Below are 20,042 nucleotides of genomic sequence, written 5' to 3'. Positions count from 1 at the left end.
ATGAAACAAAGTCACTCCCCGTCCCTGATGACCCCTACGGGATTCGAACCCGTGTTACCGCCGTGAAAGGGCGGTGTCTTAACCGCTTGACCAAGGGGCCAAAATTTTATGGCGGAGAAGGAGGGATTTGAACCCTCGCGCCGGTTACCCGACCTACACCCTTAGCAGGGGCGCCTCTTCAGCCTCTTGAGTACTTCCCCATATGGCTCCGCAGGTAGGACTCGAACCTACGACCGATCGGTTAACAGCCGATAGCTCTACCACTGAGCTACTGCGGAATAATGATTATCATATTGCTTCAATAAGGCACTCGCCCTATCGACTCTTACCATTATAATGACGAAATAATAGAAAGTCAATACGATTTTTAGATAAAAATCTTTGCCAAAATCTTACGCTATTCCAAGATTATTTCTTTCATTTTCGTCAATTTCCCCCTGCAACTTCCGCAAACATATTTACTGGTATCAATGCTTCTTTTTCTCTCATAGGAAAGCTTGCATTTCGCACACTGATAAAGAAGAATCTTTATTGCTGAGCGTTTCACTTTTCTCTCAGGCAGCTGTGTGCAAAATCGGGGTGCCCCTACTTTTTTCAATAACATCTTAAACTCTTGGTCTCGATGCTGATAGCCCTTTCCCTCTAGGTGAAGGTGGTAATGGCAAAGCTCGTGCTTAATAATTCCCACAAGTTCTTTTTCACCGAGCTGCTCTAAATACTTTTTATTGATTTCAATATTATGTGTGCCAAGAAGGTATCTTCCACCTGTCGATCTTAATCTTGGGTTGAACGAAGCTTTATGCTTAAATGGTTTTTCAAATAGCTCAACAGATATCTTTTCAACTAGTAATTGAAGTTCTTTCTGTTCCATTTTAGTGATACCTCACCTTCCGTGCGAACATGACAACCTATTATAGCATATATTGTATATACCTTTAGAATGATGAACTTTTCGGGAGGTTTTCCTTATGCCAACTTGGTTTCAAAACCAAATGAAAAGGGCTTTTTATGAGAAGGATCGCTATCAGATTAAATTGTTAAATCAGTGCTGGTTTTTTTACAGAAAAAAACACTGCTCCTAGAAGCAGTGTTTCCATTTACTTATGCGCCATACAATATTTCCACTAGTCACCGGTACTTCTCGTTATTTTATGATGGCGGCAGCATGGTTAAGGCAACGCGGCCTTTTTTCATATCAACCGAATCCACCCAAACCGTGACGACATCACCAACGGAGACAATGTCTAACGGATGTTTCACAAAGCGATTGCTTAATTTGGAAATATGAACAAGCCCATCTTGTTTTACACCAATATCAACAAACGCACCAAAGTCAACGACGTTTCTTACAGTTCCTTGAAGCTCCATTCCTGATTTTAAGTCCTCTAACTTTAAGACATCCTTTTTCAGAAGAGGTCTCGGCAAATCATCGCGTGGATCTCGTTCCGGTCTTACCAAGGCGTCAATAATATCCTTTAAGGTTAATTCACCGATTGAAAGGTCTTCGGAAACAGCTTTTAAATCAAGGCCGTTAAGCGCCGTTTTTAGCTCTTCCGATCCCAAGTCATTACTAGTAAAGCCAAGACTAGCTAATAGCTTCTTCACTTCATCGTAGTTCTCCGGATGAATCCCTGTCCGGTCAAGCGGCTGCTTACCATCTAAAACACGTAAAAAACCGATTGCTTGCTCATAGGTTTTGGCTCCTAGGCGGGGCACTTTCTTTAATTGAACCCTGCTCGTAAATTTTCCTTCCTCTTCACGCTTTTTCACAATATTATTGGCGGCCGTTTTGTTCAGCCCGGCTACATATTGCAAAAGCGACGAAGAAGCTGTATTCACATTGACACCAACCTGGTTAACTGCTGTCTCGACGACAAAGTGCAATGATTCAGAAAGGCGTTTTTGAGAAACATCATGCTGGTATTGGCCGACACCCACTGATTTAGGATCTATTTTTACCAATTCAGCTAGCGGGTCCTGCAAACGACGGGCAATTGAGACTGCACTTCTTTCCTCGACATGGAAATTAGGAAACTCTTCTCTCGCAAGGTCAGATGCGGAATAAACACTGGCACCCGCTTCATTAACGATTAAATAGAAGATTTCCTCATTCATTTCTTTTAAAATATCTGCCACAAACTGCTCAGTTTCCCTTGACGCTGTACCGTTTCCGATTGCCGCCATTTCCACTTTATATTCACGCAGGATCGCCATAAACTTTTCACGCGCTTCTTTTGTTTTGGAAACTGGCGGGTGTGGATAGATGACATCAATTTTCAACACCTTACCTGTATCATCTACAACTGCCAACTTACAGCCTGTTCGGTAGGCAGGGTCAACACCAATGACCACTTTTCCTTTTAACGGTGGCTGTAACAGCAAATTCCGGAGATTCTCAGAGAAAATATGTATCGCTTGTTCTTCGCCCTTTTCGGTTAATTCACTGCGGATTTCCCGTTCAATCGATGGCTGAATCAATCTTTTATAGCTATCTTCCATGGCCTCTAATACTATGGGAGCTGCCGGTGAATGCTGATTACGGATCCATTTTCTCGATAAATACGACATAATGATATCTGCATTCATTTTAATCGCGACACGTAAAATGTCTTCTTTTTCACCGCGATTCAAGGCTAGTGTCCGGTGGGGAACGATTTTATTTACCGGTTCCTCATATTCATAGTACATTTCATAAACGTTTTTCTCGTCTTTTTCAGCCTCTTTTACAACAGATAACACCATGCCAGATTTAAGCGTTTCTTTGCGAATCCATTTACGGCTTTCTGCATCATCAGAAACCCATTCAGCGATGATGTCTTTAGCACCGCCAATTGCATTTTCAACCGTAAGAACTTCTTTTTCTTCTGTTAAAAATTGCTTGGCTTTTTCATCGATGCTGTCCTTAGGAAAAGTCATCAGCCACTCAGCAAATGGTTCCAGCCCTTTTTCTTTTGCAACAGTCGCTTTTGTTCGCCTTTTTTGTTTATAAGGCCGATATAAATCTTCAACCTCTTGAAGTTTTTCCGCCTTCGTAATACTTTGACTTAGCTCGTCCGTTAATTTGCCCTGCTCAGCAATAATCCTTAGTACTTCTTCTTTTCTTTGTTCAAGGTTTTGTATGTACTGCCTTCGTTCTAATATAGTACGAATCTGCACTTCATCAAGGGCACCCGTCATTTCCTTACGGTAACGGGCAATAAAGGGAACTGTATTGCCTTCATCCAATAATGAAATAACACTTTTCACCTGTTTATAAGAAATCGCTAGTTCAGCGGCTATTTTACCTATTAGCTGATCATCTTTTACGGTTGTATCATTCACAAAATAATCCTCCATTCTTTTTTTATATTGTATCAAATTAACATAGGTGTTTCATTAATGGGCAAAAATCACGTCTCTTAAAAAAAAGAAAAGCAAGCTATATAGCTTGCTCATAGGCAGAAGTATCAAGGCAGGATATGTACAAAAAAACGCTCTTTTTAAAAAGAGCGTACTAAAAGCTAAAATTCGATGAGACCTAAACTTACCTGCAAGGCTTCATCCACTTTCTCCATCATTTCGTCATCGAGATGGGTAATTTTATCGGTTAACCGCTGCTTATCAATTGTACGAATTTGCTCTAACAAAATGACCGAGTCTCGTTCAAATCCGTAGCGTTTAGCATCAATTTCAACATGAGTAGGAAGCTTCGCTTTCTGAATTTGAGCTGTAATCGCTGCAACAATTACTGTGGGACTAAACCGATTCCCGATGTCGTTTTGGATGACAAGTACAGGTCGGACACCGCCTTGTTCAGAACCAACAACTGGGGATAGGTCCGCGAAATATACGTCACCACGTTTGACAATCAAAGGTTTATCCTCCGCTTACAAGACGTTCTACAGTATGTTCTGCCTCATATTCTGCTTGAAATGCTTCAGAAGCAATTCTAAGATTTATCTTTGCCATTTCCATGTATCCACGTCTCATCGACTCGCGAATTTGTCTCTTTTTTCGTTCGCGCAAATACATTTTTGTTGCTTGGTAAATAAACTCGCTGCGGTTTACATTTTCTTGTTTAACGAAACCATCTAACTCAGTTAAAAGATGTTGCGGTAACTTTACTAAGATTTCCGTAGTTGCGCCGGATTCAGACACAAACATACACCTCCACCATCACTACACACCATTTTTTAGCTAACCAGAAATGCATTCTGACGCATAAAAACAACGCCTCATGAAGCGGCACTTAAGCCTGTCATTCGACGAGTTTTATCTGTACCATATTTTATATTAACACTTATTAAGCCCAATTCATAGACTAAATATAATTCTATTGTATTATAAGCCAATAAAAGATGCTTTTATGCACAAATTACCGCAATATCATAAATATGTTCCAATTTCTTTATTTAGGCCTGTTAATTGTTAAGGTGGTAATTTTTTATATCGACAATTTTTCCGCCTTTTTTATAAAGACGGGGAACACGATTCGCAATGATACATGGAACCTCATAATTGATGGTATCAAGTTTATCAGCAATTTCATTAACCGATATGAACTGGTCCTCCTGCCTGCCAATTAATGTTACCGTGGTCCCAATCGGCATATAAGAAGGAAGACGCACCATGCATTGATCCATACAAATTCTGCCGACAATCATCGAACGCTTTCCGCCCACTAGCACTTCCTGACCTTGCAGCTTACGGATCCATCCGTCTGCGTAGCCAATTGGAATCGTGCCAATCCACTCTTCTTGATCACTTTCATAGGTTGCCCCGTAACTTACTTTATCGCCCTTCTGGAGCTTTTTCACATGGACAAGCCGAGATTGTAATGAGAATGCCTCTTTTAACGGGAAAGGAATTTCTTTTTCCATTTCGATGGATGGCGTCAAGCCGTACATGACAATCCCCAGCCGAACCGCATTAAAATAGGCTTTAGGGAAACGGATGGCTGCCGCGCTATTGCTGCAATGAATGTACTTTGGCCGTTTTGTTAGTGCACCTAAGATAGTCTCAAATAATGCTAATTGTTCTTGAAAATAGCTATCGTCCAGTTCATCCGCCGTGGCAAAATGTGTATAGATCCCTTCTAACTGGAATCGATCATCCCCTAAGATCATTTGCTCGACAGCCTTTAATTCCTCACTGGTCCGAACACCAAGCCTGCCCATACCGGTATCTACTTTGATGTGCAATGAAACACGCTCATCAGTCAATAAGTGTTTTTGCGCTTCCTCCAGCCACTCCTTCTGAAAAATAGTAAGGGTGATCGAAAAGCGTGCTGCCATACGGATATCCTCAGGACGTGTCGCACCCAACACAAGAATCGGGGCATTGATTCCTTTATTTCTTAAAGCAATGGCTTCATCCATAAAGGCGACCGCTAGATACACTGCCCCTGCAGCAAGTGCTGTTTTCGCCACTTGAACATCCCCGTGTCCATAGGCATTTGCTTTTACAACAGCAAAAATATCGACTTCTTGCGGTAATTGTTTTTTAACGGAGATTACATTTTCAGCAATACAATCTAAATCGATCTCTGCCCAAGTATCCCGATAGAAATATCCATGCTCTTCCATATTTCCACTTCCTAATTCGAATTGAAACATAATATATTTTACCATAAAAAATATATACACTGCTTTTATGTATTTTTTACCAAAAACAAAACAGGCCCCCTCAAGAAGAGCCCGCCTCGTGCTAAAATTTTTATTTTACTGCATCGCCTTGAACCGATTTTGCTACCTCAATCATTTCTGCCCTGGTTAGGTTTTTCGATGCTATCATGTAATCAACGCCGCCATGTGACCATGAAAGGGAGTGATCGGACACCGCACCAATTGTCACACCTAAATCAACGATATCACCTTCCACATAAGTCGGAGTGGCCGAAGCAGCTTTTGTTGTTACTTTTTCCTGGAAAAGTGTAAATGATTTTTTACCGTCATACGTGAGGACAACCCTCTTACCATCTTCTATCTTGACTGCTTTTTCTTCCACTAGCTTTGTCCCTTTAAGCTCATAAGTCGGATACATAACGGTAAAGGATTTATCGCTGCCATCTGACATTGCCGGTAAATTAATCTGAGCACGTGTCATGTTCTTTTTCATATCAAAAGCGTCCTTGTCAAAATTCGCTTTAAACGTAACCTTCGAGAACTCGACCGTCACAAGGGCATTTCGGTCAGGATCCATCACTTTTACAACAGCAGGCGATAAATCCCTTTTATTGAGCTTAATTTCTTGAAATGGGAGCATGCTATTATTTTGATAACGGGTTATCGTTTCAAATATATAATGGTCTTTTGTCGAGGAGAACTTGGCATCTTTATCAGCAACAATATCTTTAATCAACGATTCATACAAATAGGCTTGGCTGCTGTTTTGCGGCCAATCACTTTGGAAACGGAAACTCTTATTCAATGCTGGTGTAAGAACAAAAACCCCTTGGTTATTTCGTAAAATCATTTGGCTTTGGTCTTTTGCAGCATTTTTCAAATTCACGCGGTAGAAAGTAGGATCCTTATGCCAGATTTCTACTTTATACACCTGTGAATCAGAGCCCATTTTCAACGTCATTTTTGCATTTACCTTATAGCTGGTTAAGTCTTCCTGTTTACTCTTTAATTCTTTCACCACATCGTCCTGTGACTTTGAGCCACAGGCAGCGAGCATTAAGATGACGATCAGCCCCATCATAAGGAGCAACCACTTTTTCCTCATTCCTTCAACCCCTTCTTGTCTCATTTCATATGATAATCAAAGAAGAGAAAGGCAGGAATCAGGCTTCAATATAACCATAGCTGACCTTGTCTCTCCTATTTCCCTATGAATATATGAGACAACCAGAGGGAATATGCGAAAAAGGTTGCCAAGCTATTTAAAAAAGTAGTAATCCCCCGTTTAGCTGCATATGGATTGGACGGACCCGTATGAGAAAAAGTAAAGCAGAAAAGTGAAAGCACCTTCGGAACAAGCACAGCTTGTTCCTGCGAGGAATATTCTAAGGAGCTTTCCTTAGTGTTTATTACCCTGAGCCCCTAGGCGCTGTAGCAAGACAATACAGAGTTATATTCGAATGGCTGTGGCTCATTACAAGGAGAAGAGAGCCATACACTTGCCGTTGTGCGCTGGAACAAAGATTTTTATCATAGTTCAATAATGACCTGAGCGACCGCATACTCCCTGCTGTGGGAGATGGATAAGTGCGCCTGAACATCCGGCTTTACAATAAAAGGCTTCCCGGATGCGTCAGTTCCAATTTCAATATCTAAAAAGGACAGTTCTCTCCCAATTCCTGTGCCCGCTGCTTTTGAAAAGGCTTCTTTTGCGGCAAATCTTCCTGCTAAAAATTCCACCTTTCGCGCTTCAGAAAGGTCTTCAAACTTATTCTTTTCATTCATCGTTAAGATCCGGTCGACAAATTTGCTTTGTCTTGTGATGAGATTGCGAACTCTTGAAAGTTCAATAATATCAATACCAATCCCTTTAATCATCGTTCATCTTCCTTCTATTTAAAATATATGCTGCATAATAGTGTACAAGACAGAATTTCTGTATATGATGGTAAGTGAAAGGAGGTTTTTACGTTGTTTACTAGAACCGAAAGCTTTCGTGAATTTATCCGCTTTTATCCAATGGTTTCTATTATTGTTGCCATTCACTTAGTATTATATCTTTTAACCATTTTACCAATATTCCCAAACTATTGGTTCTTTGAAACCTTTTCTGGAGTCAATCTTTATATTATGGAAGGGGAAGTTTGGCGGCTGATTACCCCAATTTTTATTCACAGCGGTTTTTCTCATATGCTGTTTAATAGTTTTTCTTTGGTTTTATTCGGCCCGGCACTAGAGCGCATGCTTGGAAGCAGCAAGTTTTTATTCGTTTATCTCCTGTCCGGACTGATTGCTAATGTCGCAACCTTGTTGCTTGAGCCGTTAACCTATACCCATGTTGGTTCAAGCGGAGCAATATTTGGACTTTTTGGCTATTATATTGCGATTATCACGTTTCAGAAACATATGCTATCCAAGCAAAACTCGCAAATTATCCTCACTCTTTGTGTTGTCAGCTTGATTATGACCTTTTTACAGCCAAATATAAATATTATCGCCCATCTGTTTGGCTTACTTGGCGGCTTTTTACTTGGGGCCATTCCTTATTATAATAAAAAGGACTTTTCTAAATCGATTAAAAGCACGGCAAACTGGGCCAGCAGCAAACGGAAGAGCGCAGCCAGACAATCTCCCGTAAAAGTGCTGATATGGGCCGCGATCATCATCATCGCCATCGTAGGGTTATTAGCACAAAAATAACAGGGATTCCAGCCGAACTTAACAATCGGCTGTATCCCTGTTTTTCTTTTTCCGAGAATACCAATTATAAATCTTTTGCAGGTCGCTTCTTTCTATATCAATGACAGTACCCCCTGCACCGCCAACCCCCGATTTTACACTTCCTTCGATTGTTCCGAGCTCCCGTTTCCGTTGAAAGTGACTTTCCCGCATTTCTAAGCTTTGAATCCGATTTTTCTTCATCAAAACCGTTATCCTATTCATCGTCCGAAACCTTAAGCTTAACTGCTGTTGATCGAGACTCCAGCCGGCAGCTTTATATTTTAATACTGCATTTCCCATCACAACCGCTAGAATAAGCAATGAAAGCAATCCCCATACCTTTAAAAAGATAAGTGCAACAATGACGATTGGGACAACTACAAACGAGCTTCTGACGATATATCGCAGCAGTGCCCGTTTTGGTACAGGTGTAAAGGAGTACCCAAAGTGATATTCCGGCAAATATGGTTCTAAAATCGAACGAATTTGTTGCATCTTTACAATCGGCAGCAGTGTAACATTCGCTCCCTCCTGATTTGCAGCAGATCCGCCCGCACTTTCTACATAAACAGTGCCATAACCAAGAATTTGCCGGATATTATTTTCACTAATACGGATCGCTTGAATCCTATTTAAAGGAACTGTTATTTGTCTTTTTTCCAGGAGGCCTCGAGAAATAACAATATCCTTTTCCGATTTCACCACCGAAAAATTGGCATATTTCATTGTGGTCATAACAAGAGCAATAATCCAGGCTATGAAAAAGCCAACAAAAACCAAAATGCTAACTAAGATAAGATTATGAAGTGCCCATTTTTCTATACCGCTGCCAAATAATCTTTTATAAGGTATAAAGTCATCCAATTGTGAAAGTAATGCAAAAACGGCGGAAATCACCACGCCTACACCCCCGGATGTTAACGAGAGCAGCATTAATTGGTTTGTTGTAATTTTATAGATTTCTTCTTTCTCTTGCGCAGCCTCAGCTGTATTTATTCCATGATCTTTAGCTGCTGCGACAAATTCCTGGATAACCCGGGCATCTTCTTTCGTGATTGCTGAAAGGACAGCTTCAGCCTCCTCGCCGCCACCGCCGCCTGCTGTTTCAATCTGTACTTTTACTAAGCCAAACAGTCGCTGTAAAACACCTTCAGAAAGATCGATGCTTTGAATCCGATCAAACGGGATATATCTTTTTTTACGAACAAAAACTCCATATTCAATCCTGAGTTCATCATTTTCAAAACGGTATGTAAATCTCAGCCAAGATAGGATGCCGGTAAAGAAAGTAATGATGATTGCAATGAATGAGCCGGCAAGCGAAATCCATAACTGTTCTTTACCGTCTTTTGCCCCGGAAAAATTAAGTGCAAGTAGCGGTATCAGCAGGTTTCGTATTCTTTTACCGGTATGTAGGATACTGACAATCGGGTGAAGTCGTTTAGGTTTAGACATCTTCTTCAGCCACCCTTGCCAATTTAGAAATATAGAAGCGCAATTCTTCAGCTTCATCCTCTTTTAACGCAGGAATTTCATGAGCTGTAGCCGCTGTATGAACAACAACCGAGGCCAGATTATATTTTCGCAAAATCGGCCCTTGCACTGTATCGACATGCTGAACACGAACCATCGGGACGAGCGTCCGGCTGACAATAAATATCCCTTCCTGCAACTCCAATTCCTCTTCACGGACATCATATCTCCAGCGCCTCCATCTTAAGGCAGGAAAAACAAAAATATGTAAACACGGAAAAATAACACCCAGTACAATTAGAATCATTGAAATCCAAGATGGTCCATCAAAAATATGTAATAGAAAAATAGCCAAACCAGTTATAGACCAACCAATCACTGACTTTATGACACCCGAAATCCGCCAAACCTTCAAAGCTTTTTCAGAAATTCTTTTTTCTGGCTCAGAATACATCCAATTTCCTCCTAACTCCCATTGTTTTTAGTATACAATGTTTTTTTACAAATTTCGTCATCTGATAATATTTTTTCCAATAAGTAAACCCAATAAATTCGTTATGAAACCAACAGAAAAGAGCATGGACGCTATTGTCCATGCTCTTCTAAAATTTATTGATGATTATAGCTTCTTGGTTTTGATGATTTACCGCCGGTTCTTTTTTCACCGCTTCTTGGCTTTACCGGTGCTTTTTTGCGACGGTCGCCATAGCCACCGCGTGAATCGTCTCTTCTTCTGCGATCACGATCACCACGGTCAAAATGTTTTCTTTCTCTTTTTTGTGGAAGTGGTGATTCTTCCGTTAATTTAACAGGAGTGGTATCCGGCTCTTTCGTTAACATCTTCAAAACCGCTGCCACTACTGTTGAGGCATCATTTGCCTCTAGCAATTCCTCTGCAGCAGCTTTGTAATAATGAAGATTGTTCGACTCAATTGTTTGGACAATCTTATCGACAACAGCACGCTGTTGACCCTCAAGTGCCTCATCAAGTGTTGGAGCCTTCATTCTTTCCATCTTACGTTTTGTTGTTTTTTCAACGACAGCAAGATAAGACTTTTCACGCGGAGTGATGAACGTCATCGCTACACCCGCTTTACCAGCACGACCTGTACGGCCGATTCGGTGTACATAGCTTTCTGGATCTTGTGGGATATCAAAATTGTATACGTGTGTAACGCCGGAAATATCAAGGCCCCTTGCTGCAACATCTGTAGCAACTAGGACATCAATCGTTCCCTCTTTAAATTTGCGAAGGACAGATAAACGTTTTGCCTGGCTCAAATCACCATGAATACCTTCAGCCGTATATCCTCTTAAAGTCAATGCTTCTGCAAGCTCATCAACACGGCGCTTCGTACGGCCAAAAACAATGGCCAATTCTGGTGATTGTATATCCAAAAGTCTTGTTAATACATCAAATTTATTTCTTTCTTGAACTTCAAGGTAATATTGGTCAATCAAAGGAACAGTCATTTCTTTCGTTTTAACACGAACAATTTGTGGATTCTTCATAAACTTTTCTGCCATTCTTTGAATTGGTCCTGGCATGGTTGCTGAGAATAGTAATGTTTGGCGCTCTACAGGTGTTGAAGCAAGGATTGACTCAATGTCTTCAATAAAGCCCATGTTTAACATTTCATCAGCTTCATCAAGGATCACCGTATTAACCGTGTCAAGACGCATAGTCTTTCTGTTAATATGGTCTAATACACGTCCTGGTGTACCGACAATAATATGAGGGGCTTTCTTTAATGAGCGGATTTGACGGCTTATATCCTGACCGCCGTAAATTGGGAGCACACGTACTCTTTTCCCGGCACCAATTTTGTATAGCTCTTCTGATACTTGAATCGCTAACTCACGTGTTGGCGCAATGATAATCCCTTGGATGGCATCCATTTTCGTGTCAATTTTCTCCACTAACGGAATCCCAAATGCAGCTGTCTTTCCTGTTCCAGTTTGCGCCTGGCCGATCAAATCTTTATTTTCTAGGCTCAATGGAATCGTTTCTGCTTGGATTGGTGTCGCTTCCTCAAAACCCATTTTGAGAACAGCTTTTAACGTAGCCTGGCTTAGGCCTAAGTCTTGAAACTTTGTCAATGTTTTCATTCTCCTTTTTCTATTTGAAAATGTTTTTGCTAAAGTGCTGAATATATTCTCACACACGCATCAAATGCGGTAATAGTTGCTGCTTTAATTTACTATAAAAAACGAATATGACTTTCAACTTCAAACCCAATCATAGAACTGAGCAGGGTTATGAGTTATACACCAACATATAAAGGCGGTGTAAAGCAGAGCTTAGATCTATCCTAATTTAAAGTAAAAAAATTTATTTTACACTATGATAGGATATTCTGAATCGTTTTTGCCGCGCTCCGCCCCTTTTCACTACAAAAAGAACATTCCCCAAAGGAGTATGCCCTTTTCAATCGTTCTTTAGACACGTTGATGATTATCATACCACTTTCGCCAGCATTTTGCAATAAAGACATGTTTAAAACTGTCCTAAAACAGCCTTACCGCTCCATCAAAAAGTCCAGCACTTGAGAAAATAGGGCAGTACGTTCCTCACAGTGGCAAATATGATGTTTCGAATCCTTTATATAAGTGAGTTTTTTCTGTTTCGCACCAATGGTTTGGTATAAGTATTCAGCACTTTTGGGCGGCACAATCCCGTCACATTCCCCTTGTGCAATCAATGTCGGCACTTTCACCTGATTTAGGAGAGGCTTAATAAAAGAAACAAGCCTGCGGAATTGCAATGTCGCCGCTAAAGGGGTTTCTGTTATTTTTCTTTTATAACGGTGAAATAATTCATTTTCTTGTAAGTTTCCTCGAAAGGAATCGAATATCATCTGTTTTATGTCGGCCCCGAGCTGCCTAGGACTAATATAGTATGCAGCTGCACTTAAAAGAACCAGCTTGTCCACAGGATAATTGGCGGCAAGATAACTGGCAATCAACCCCCCCATTGAAAAACCAATCACGTACACGATCTCACAGGTTTCAATGAGTTTTTTCAATTCAGCTTCGGCATGATCAATCCACTCTTGATAGCGGACTCCCTTTAAAGAACCTGGTTCACCGTGTCCCGGCAGCGTAGGAACGCTAAATAACCAATCTGTTCGTTCCTGCAAATACTCGGCCAGGGGCTCTACTTCATAGGGAGCACCCGTAAAGCCATGAATAAGTAAGCAGCCAATCATCTTTATCACACCTGCCAATTATCGCAAAATGATTACTTTATTTTTTTTGTAAGGCTGAAACAACTTCCTCTAACCTCATACCACGGGAAGCCTTAACAAGCACGAGTGTCTGTTCATCGATGAACGTTTTTAATTTCTGAATGAGTTCTGTCTTATCTGTAAAAGCAAACACCCTCTGTCCCCCCAAGGCATTTCTTGCACCTTTTGCAATCTCCTCGCCGAGCGCACCAAAAGTAAAGAGATAATCAAGTTTATCAGCACTTAAACCTTCTCCAATTTGCTGGTGGTATTGCGCCTCCTGTGGGCCAAGCTCTAGCATGTCACCAAGAACAAGGATTTTCCGCTTATATCCTTGGAGATTTGACACTAATTCAATAGCTGCCATCATCGAGGTAGGACTTGCGTTATAGGCATCGTTAATAATTTTTTCCCCATGCTGCCCTTCAACTAACTCCATACGCATATTTGTCAGCTTAATGCTTGCTAAGCCAGCATTCATTTTTTCAAATGGAATAGAAAAATAATTAGCAATTAACATCGATGCAAGCGCGTTTAAAATGTTATGCGTACCGAGAACAGGGAGTTCAAAGATAATGTCAACATTATTGATTTTGAAGGAGTTCCCTTGCTTAAATTGAGTGATTTCTGTTGGATATAGATCATTAGTTTCATTTCTGCCAAATGTCTGAATGTTGACATTGCCTTGATATTGATGGATTCGCTCCATTAGCAGCGGCTCATCACCATGGAGAACTGCAAGTCCGCCATCACGGAGCCCTTGAAGGATTTCCAGTTTTGCTTCCGCAATTCCTTCCCTTGAACCAAGGTCAAGAAGATGTGATTCCCCAATATTGGTAATCACAACAGCATCAGGACAGGCAAGTTTTGTAAGGAATTCAATTTCTCCCCTGCCGCTCATTCCCATCTCAAGGACAGCAATTTCAGTGTCTTCATTTAAGCCTAAAACGGTTAATGGCAGGCCGATATGATTATTATAGTTTCCTTCCGTCTTTTGCACTTTATACTGGGTCGATAATAAACCAGCAGTCATATCCTTTGTTGTCGTTTTTCCATTACTTCCCGTAATTCCGACCACTCTAACAGGTAATTCCTTCCGATATTGACGAGCTAATTCCTGTAAGGCAACAAGACAGTCTTCGACCATAACAATTGGCAAATGGGTGGGTGGATTTGGGACATCCTTTTGCCATAAGGCTGCCGACGCGCCTTTTCGGATCGATTCCTCTACATATTTATGGCCGTCCGAATATTCTCCTTTAAATGGAATAAACAAGTTTCCCGATTTTATCTTTCGAGAATCAATCGTCACTCCCTCAATAATCAAGTCTTCAAACGGGGTGATATCATTGGTGGCAGAAACCATTTTCGAAATTTGTTTCAGAGAGCGTTTTATCAAATTGATATCCTCCTTTACCATATTAAATAACAAAAAAATTTATTTTACTTCGATAACTGTCTAGCTCCATAAGAATAAGCTTCGGAAGCGATACCTCGCACGAAAGAAAAGCGTTAGCTTTTTCGAGGAGCGCCCAGCAGCTAGTGTACTTCGCTCTTCTCCCTACGATAAGTCAACATCGAATCGCTATTGCTCTCCGTGTTTCCTTTATCTCAGTCGAAGCGCTCCAGTCCATACGCCGCAAAGCGGGCGCTTCCGCTTTTCTAAATAAATGGACACGGCACTTCAGCCGTGTCTCCGTTGTCTTAGTCAGTTAAAAAGTATATTTAATATTTTGTTTCTCCGCATGTCTTTCTTTTGCTAGATTCACCAGTCGCTCAATTAATTGAGGATACTCTATCCCGGTGTGCTTCCACAAAAGCGGGAACATGCTAAACGGCGTAAAGCCAGGCATTGTATTAACCTCATTAATTAACGCCTTGCCATCCTTCGTTAAGAAGAAATCAGCCCGAACAAGTCCGGAGCAATCCAATGCTTTAAACGCTCGAATCGCCATTTCCTTCAGCTGTTCATACTCTTCTTCTGTTATATCGGCAGGAATAATCAGCGCTGTATCGCCATCTTCATATTTCGCTTTGTAATCATAAAAATCCGTTTTCGGAACAATCTCACCAGCTACAGAACATTCCGGATAATCGTTTCCGAGGACAGCAATTTCTATTTCACGGGCTGTGACACCTTCTTCAACAATAACTTTACGGTCAAATTGGAAAGCTTCCACAAACGCTATATCTAATTCAGCACGATTAGTACACTTGCTGATTCCTACACTTGAACCAAGATTCGCCGGTTTTACAAAGCACGGATACCCCAGTTCAGCTTCTGCCTTTACATAAGCCTCTTCCTTCGTATTCTCCCATTCGCTTTTAATAAAAGCAACATAGTTTACCTGTGAGAGACCAGCCTGTGCAAATACATTCTTCATCATTACTTTATCCATACCAGCAGCTGAAGCGAGTACTCCGTTCCCGACGTAAGGCAAGTTAATTAATTCCAATAGCCCTTGAACCGTTCCGTCTTCGCCATTTGGTCCATGCAGCAATGGGAAAATAACATCAAGGGATTCTGCTTCTTCCTGTTCCGATTGGAAAAGTGATGGAGCAAGCGATAATGGTGATAATGAATTGTCGTTAGAAAATTCAAGTGCTTTAACGTTTTCTACTGGCCCACTTAGCTGCGGACCTTTAATCCATTCGCCATCAACATTTATGTAAATAGGGTGAATTTCAAATTTCTCAAGATCTAATGCTCGAATTACTGCAAGTGCTGTCTGTAAGGATACTTTATGCTCGGCGGATTTTCCTCCATATAACAAACCTAGTTTTGTTTTCATACCAAAACCTCCATATTCTCTTTCACGGTTATATTTTAACACTTTATTTAATAAGAAAGGAAATGTGGCAGACGTGTTTTTTATGTTTTTTCCTATCTATATTTTATGATTCCTATAGCTTGCTTCAAAACAATCAATTGTTCTACTATAAAGAAAACTCGCCAATTGGCGAGCCCCTAAGGGCGAAGACAGAGGCGTAGTTGCACTTATGCGTCAGGAAAGCGAAAAGCGCCCCTATAGCGGCGTATGTCCACTTGCCGCCGGGCGCTGAAGCAAGACAATTCTCAAAGTCGATTTTTATACTATCTATATAGAAAATCTCTCCAAAATGGAGAGATTTTAAATGACATTTAGTTTCCATTCCTTTGTTTTTTTATCAAAGATGATTTTCGCATGGTATGGTTTATTGGAGATTTGTTCATATTCTTCCACCATATCATCCATATTTGCGAAATCGCCAATCACCCAGATAGGAATTTCAATCCGGCCGCGCTGATGGTCTGCATCTCTTAAAGAGATGCAAATTCCTTCCTTGATAAAGGGGGTTAACGAAAGAAGAATTTCTTTATTAACCTGTGGATAGTCGCGTTTCTTTCGCATCCCAAAGATTGATTTTTCCAGCTTCATCTCCCCAAGTTTACCGGCAATCACTTCACTAAGTAAATGAAAAAAATCCTTGAAGCTGCGGTAATAGGTCTTGTTATACCAGCCATCATCATGGGCCAAATAAACAAAACGGTTTCCCAGTTTATTATAAAAAGGCAATTTTAAATGTTGCTTTTGATGGCCTAGGTATAATAATTCTGCTAATTCCTGACCTGAAAGTTCATTCAATACTTCTTCTTCAATAAAGTCGATCCAACAGAAATTTCCGTAACTATATACATCTTCCGCAGCTAACTTGTTAATTCGTTCTTCCGGACAATATTCGAGCAGCGTATGCATATTAAAATCAGCATCATCAAAGCGGTGCGCCAGTAAAAGAAGATGATTTAATGAACCTGAAAAAGCAGCAGTAAATTCAGCGAATTCGATACCATAGGACAGTACATACTGGTCTGTTTGATTTAAATGAATATAGATGAGATCCCGTATGTCTTGATGATGCTTTTTCAAAGCCAAACTCCCCCGTTCAACTACATTTTATTAATATTTAACGGCAGTTTCCATGAAACTTCCAAATGCTCTTTGTAAATACTTCCTTATTTTATCAAATAATAGGTCAATTAGCATATTTCAATTCTTTTACAAAAAACTATCATGTGTTACACATACTATTTTTACATCCACTATAATATTATTAGTTCTTTTGTCTAATTGTAGACAAATTGTCATCCATGCACCTAATGAAAGGAGTGTATATAAAGCATGATTAAAGATATGACTCCCGATGAAATCAGTCTTTATATTATAAAAACCTTAAAAGAAAACAAAAAAGCGGAATTTGAAATCATTTTAGATGAACTCCAACCCTATGATGTAGCAAAAATTTATGAGGAATTACCGGAAAAACATAAAGGAAGGTTTCTATTATTTTTAAAATTTGACGTCCTTGCTGACTTGATGGAGGAGCTTCCAAAGTCAGAACAGCTTAGTTTATTAAACATTCTTGGCATCGAAAAATCCAGTAAAGTTCTAGATTTAATGGACAATGACGACCTTGCATTATTATTAAATGAACTGTCCCCTGAGAAAAAGGATTCACTTCTATCAGGCATGAACATAGAAGAATCCAAAGCAGTGAAAGGCATTATGAATTACCCTCCGGAAACAGCCGGAAGAATTATGACAAACCGCTTTGTCTGGATCCGAGATTATTTTACTGTCAGAGAAGCAGTCGATAAGTTTAAAATATTTGCTGAGTTTGCAGAGTCGATTAACTATCTGTATGTCATTGATGAAGCACGAAAGCTTGTTGGGGTCGTCTCTTACCGAGATTTACTGTTAGCGGAACCGGAGGAAAAAATCCGGACGATTATGTATGAACGGGTCATTTCGGTTTCGGTTACAACTGACCAAGAGGTCGTGGCGCGTACTGCGGAACGATATGATTTCTTAGCAATCCCGGTTGTGGATGAAAACAATGTCCTTGTCGGGATTGTCACCGTAGATGACATTATTGATGTCGTCATAAAGGAAGCAAATGAAGATATTGAAAAGTTATCGGCATCAGGAAAAGCAATTGACTTTGAAACGAAAACATTGGTCGCTGCAGCAAGAAGACTTCCATGGCTGATTTTACTATTATTCATTGGCGTTATTTCAGGAAGAATCATCAGTAGTTTTGAGGAAACCCTCCAACAGGTCGTAGCCCTTGCATTTTTTATGCCGATGATTGCCGGGATGACGGGAAACACCGGCACGCAATCACTTGCGGTTGTTGTCAGGGGGCTGATCTCATTTGATATTAATAAGCGCGTGATTACCCGCTTAATAACGAGGGAGCTCGGTGTCGGCATCACCATCGGCATCACCTGTGCCGTCCTAATTGCTATTATTGCTTATATCTGGCAGGGAAGTTTGATATTGGGCGCTGTTGTCGGCTGCTCCTTATTTTTCACTCTCATTATCGGGACACTTGCGGGTACGATTATACCGCTAATCCTTTACCGCTTGAAGATTGACCCTGCGGTGGCGTCTGGGCCGCTGATTACCACTTTAAACGATATTTTTTCGTTACTCACCTACTTTGGCATTGCCACTATGTTTTTAAAGTATTTAATGTAAGAAAAGCGGAAGTAGCGGGAGTAGCGGCTGGCTGCCGGAGCTGGACAGTTTCCGAAGTCCAAAGATATAAAAAAAATTAAATGAAACCTTTCGCGTATGGAATCGTTATATATAAGAGGATGTAATATTTTTCCGAATAAGCTTTGTTAGCGAACCCTTTCTCTGCTGATATGAGGTAGATCATTATAGAAAAAAATGGGTGTGTCCGATGGATATATACAGAAAAAAAGCCGATCGATTTGATTGGACTTTAACATTATTATTATTTCTTTTTTTCTTAGTCAGCTGTGCGGCTATTTATAGTGCACAAGCATCGGGACAATATGGCGGGAAGAATTTTTTAGTTATGCAGGTTTTTTGGTATGGAATAGGGGCCGCCATTATCTCCGTCTCCATCTTCATCGACGGCTATCAATATAAGCGGCTTTCCTGGTATTTATATGGCTTCGGACTGATTTTACTTATTGGCGTTTACGTTGCACCAGAAACCATTGCCCCTGTAAGAAACGGGGCAAAAAGCTGGTTTGTCATTAAAGGAATCGGGCAGATTCAGCCGTCAGAATTCGTAAAAATTTTTTTGATTTTAGCCTTAAGCCGTCTAATTACAACCCACCACGAAAAGCATATTGAAAAATCATTAAAAACTGACTTTCTTTTACTTTTAAAATTAGGCATTACAACAGCTGTGCCGCTTGGATTGATTATGCTCCAGCCCGATCTTGGGACAGCTCTGGTCATCGTATCCATTTTAACAGGAATTATCTTGATTTCCGGTATTTCATGGAAAATCATTATCCCGATATATAGTGCGGGGGCATCCCTTGCAGCCCTTATATTCTATCTTGTATTAGTCAAGCCTGAATTTCTGGAAAAATACCTCCATGTGCAAACCTATCAGTTTAACCGAATTTATGCTTGGCTTGATCCCTATAGTCATGCAACTAGTTCGAGCTACCACTTGTTAAAGTCGTTAACTGCGATTGGCTCAGGACTTATAACCGGAAAAGGGTTAGGCGATCGCGAAGTTTATATCCCGGAAGCCCATACTGATTTCATTTTTAGTGTTATTGGTGAGGAGTATGGCTTCGTTGGCGGCAGTATCGTCATTGGTCTCTTTTTTCTGCTTATCTTTCATTTAGTCAAGACTGCTTTAGATGCCAATGACCCGTTTAATACCTATATCTGTACTGGAATTATTAGTATGATTACCTTTCATGTCTTCCAAAATATCGGCATGACAATTCAAGTACTGCCGATTACTGGAATTCCGCTACCATTCATCAGCTATGGCGGCAGCTCTCTCATGGGGAATATGTTTGCGATGGGTCTTGTATACAGCATTCGCTACCACCATAAAACGTATATGTTCTCATCCGAAAACTCGTTAAATGCTTAATAGAAAAGCGGAAGCGCTTGTTCAGGAGCTGGTGCTAGACATTTTCCGAAAAACTACAAGGCTCTACTGCCTTTTTCTATAAATATAGGAATTTCTTAAAGAA

18 protein-coding genes and 3 tRNA genes are annotated in these 20,042 nt (G+C 40.5%); 4 read left to right on the top strand and 17 right to left on the bottom strand.

Annotated elements, in window-relative coordinates:
* Window positions 1–28 precede the first annotated feature (28 nt).
* The 4 genes from QNH20_RS02050 to QNH20_RS02035 all read right to left on the bottom strand — a co-directional run bounded on the left by QNH20_RS02050 (window position 29) and on the right by QNH20_RS02035 (window position 871).
* Window positions 29–100, bottom strand: a tRNA-Glu gene (locus QNH20_RS02050).
* A gap of 9 nt (window positions 101–109) precedes the next feature.
* Window positions 110–200: transfer RNA gene (locus tag QNH20_RS02045), tRNA-Ser, on the bottom strand.
* 3 nt (window positions 201–203) lie between these two features.
* A tRNA-Asn gene (locus QNH20_RS02040) sits at window positions 204–278 on the bottom strand.
* Between the two features lie 119 nt (window positions 279–397).
* The gene (locus QNH20_RS02035) at window positions 398–871 is read right to left on the bottom strand and encodes a SprT family protein (RefSeq protein WP_283921287.1); all 474 of its coding nucleotides are present in this window, start codon (window positions 869–871) and stop codon (window positions 398–400) included.
* Between the two features lie 97 nt (window positions 872–968).
* Between QNH20_RS02035 and cmpA the strand changes: the two genes are divergently transcribed.
* Complete coding sequence (gene cmpA, locus QNH20_RS02030; protein WP_139311313.1) at window positions 969–1,082, top strand: cortex morphogenetic protein CmpA; 114 nt, start codon at window positions 969–971, stop codon at window positions 1,080–1,082.
* Window positions 1,083–1,149: 67 nt separating this feature from the next.
* On the opposite strand, the gene QNH20_RS02025 is transcribed toward cmpA, so the two are convergent.
* The 6 genes from QNH20_RS02025 to acpS all read right to left on the bottom strand — a co-directional run bounded on the left by QNH20_RS02025 (window position 1,150) and on the right by acpS (window position 7,481).
* Entirely contained in the window at window positions 1,150–3,336 is a 2,187-nt protein-coding gene (locus QNH20_RS02025) for a Tex family protein (RefSeq protein ID WP_283921286.1), read from the bottom strand.
* A 164-nt stretch (window positions 3,337–3,500) separates the two neighbouring features.
* Window positions 3,501–3,851 (bottom strand): type II toxin-antitoxin system endoribonuclease NdoA, encoded by a 351-nt coding sequence (gene ndoA / locus QNH20_RS02020; protein ID WP_007083556.1) that lies wholly within the window; start codon window positions 3,849–3,851, stop codon window positions 3,501–3,503.
* Between the two features lie 4 nt (window positions 3,852–3,855).
* Window positions 3,856–4,137 carry a CopG family ribbon-helix-helix protein gene (locus tag QNH20_RS02015; protein WP_071354167.1) on the bottom strand — a complete coding sequence of 94 codons (282 nt, stop codon included), beginning with the start codon at window positions 4,135–4,137 and terminating at the stop codon, window positions 3,856–3,858.
* A 263-nt stretch (window positions 4,138–4,400) separates the two neighbouring features.
* Window positions 4,401–5,564 (bottom strand): alanine racemase, encoded by a 1,164-nt coding sequence (gene alr / locus QNH20_RS02010; RefSeq protein WP_283921285.1) that lies wholly within the window; start codon window positions 5,562–5,564, stop codon window positions 4,401–4,403.
* A gap of 130 nt (window positions 5,565–5,694) precedes the next feature.
* Window positions 5,695–6,708, bottom strand: a complete 1,014-nt coding sequence (locus QNH20_RS02005) for a LolA family protein (protein WP_283921284.1) — start codon at window positions 6,706–6,708, stop codon at window positions 5,695–5,697.
* A gap of 425 nt (window positions 6,709–7,133) precedes the next feature.
* Window positions 7,134–7,481, bottom strand: coding sequence for a holo-ACP synthase (acpS, locus tag QNH20_RS02000; protein WP_283921283.1), 348 nt, complete (start codon window positions 7,479–7,481; stop codon window positions 7,134–7,136).
* 93 nt (window positions 7,482–7,574) lie between these two features.
* Between acpS and QNH20_RS01995 the strand changes: the two genes are divergently transcribed.
* A complete protein-coding gene (locus tag QNH20_RS01995) occupies window positions 7,575–8,303 on the top strand; it encodes a rhomboid family intramembrane serine protease (protein WP_283921282.1) in 729 nt (242 codons plus the stop codon).
* Window positions 8,304–8,321: 18 nt separating this feature from the next.
* On the opposite strand, the gene QNH20_RS01990 is transcribed toward QNH20_RS01995, so the two are convergent.
* From QNH20_RS01990 to QNH20_RS01960, 7 genes are all read right to left on the bottom strand, one after another.
* Complete coding sequence (locus QNH20_RS01990; RefSeq protein WP_283921281.1) at window positions 8,322–9,779, bottom strand: PH domain-containing protein; 1,458 nt, start codon at window positions 9,777–9,779, stop codon at window positions 8,322–8,324.
* Complete coding sequence (locus tag QNH20_RS01985; RefSeq protein WP_283921280.1) at window positions 9,772–10,251, bottom strand: PH domain-containing protein; 480 nt, start codon at window positions 10,249–10,251, stop codon at window positions 9,772–9,774. Before QNH20_RS01985 ends, QNH20_RS01990 begins: the two co-directional genes overlap by 8 nt.
* 155 nt (window positions 10,252–10,406) lie before the next feature.
* Window positions 10,407–11,906 carry a degradosome RNA helicase CshA gene (gene cshA, locus QNH20_RS01980; protein ID WP_283921279.1) on the bottom strand — a complete coding sequence of 500 codons (1,500 nt, stop codon included), beginning with the start codon at window positions 11,904–11,906 and terminating at the stop codon, window positions 10,407–10,409.
* Window positions 11,907–12,316: 410 nt separating this feature from the next.
* Window positions 12,317–13,006, bottom strand: a complete 690-nt coding sequence (locus QNH20_RS01975) for an alpha/beta hydrolase (protein WP_283921278.1) — start codon at window positions 13,004–13,006, stop codon at window positions 12,317–12,319.
* 37 nt (window positions 13,007–13,043) lie between these two features.
* Window positions 13,044–14,423 (bottom strand): UDP-N-acetylmuramoyl-tripeptide--D-alanyl-D-alanine ligase, encoded by a 1,380-nt coding sequence (locus QNH20_RS01970; RefSeq protein ID WP_283921277.1) that lies wholly within the window; start codon window positions 14,421–14,423, stop codon window positions 13,044–13,046.
* Between the two features lie 313 nt (window positions 14,424–14,736).
* Window positions 14,737–15,816 (bottom strand): D-alanine--D-alanine ligase, encoded by a 1,080-nt coding sequence (locus QNH20_RS01965; protein WP_283921276.1) that lies wholly within the window; start codon window positions 15,814–15,816, stop codon window positions 14,737–14,739.
* 339 nt (window positions 15,817–16,155) lie between these two features.
* Window positions 16,156–16,932 carry a hypothetical protein gene (locus QNH20_RS01960; RefSeq protein WP_283921275.1) on the bottom strand — a complete coding sequence of 259 codons (777 nt, stop codon included), beginning with the start codon at window positions 16,930–16,932 and terminating at the stop codon, window positions 16,156–16,158.
* A gap of 252 nt (window positions 16,933–17,184) precedes the next feature.
* Between QNH20_RS01960 and mgtE the strand changes: the two genes are divergently transcribed.
* Together mgtE and QNH20_RS01950 are read left to right on the top strand one after the other, a co-directional pair.
* Complete coding sequence (mgtE, locus tag QNH20_RS01955) at window positions 17,185–18,543, top strand: magnesium transporter (RefSeq protein WP_283921274.1); 1,359 nt, start codon at window positions 17,185–17,187, stop codon at window positions 18,541–18,543.
* 208 nt (window positions 18,544–18,751) lie between these two features.
* Window positions 18,752–19,939, top strand: a complete 1,188-nt coding sequence (locus QNH20_RS01950; protein ID WP_283921273.1) for an FtsW/RodA/SpoVE family cell cycle protein — start codon at window positions 18,752–18,754, stop codon at window positions 19,937–19,939.
* Window positions 19,940–20,042: the final 103 nt, after the last annotated feature.

Source organism: Neobacillus sp. WH10, from assembly GCF_030123405.1.
Lineage (GTDB): Bacteria > Bacillota > Bacilli > Bacillales > Cytobacillaceae > Neobacillus.
This window is presented reverse-complemented; position numbering and strand designations above follow the sequence as displayed.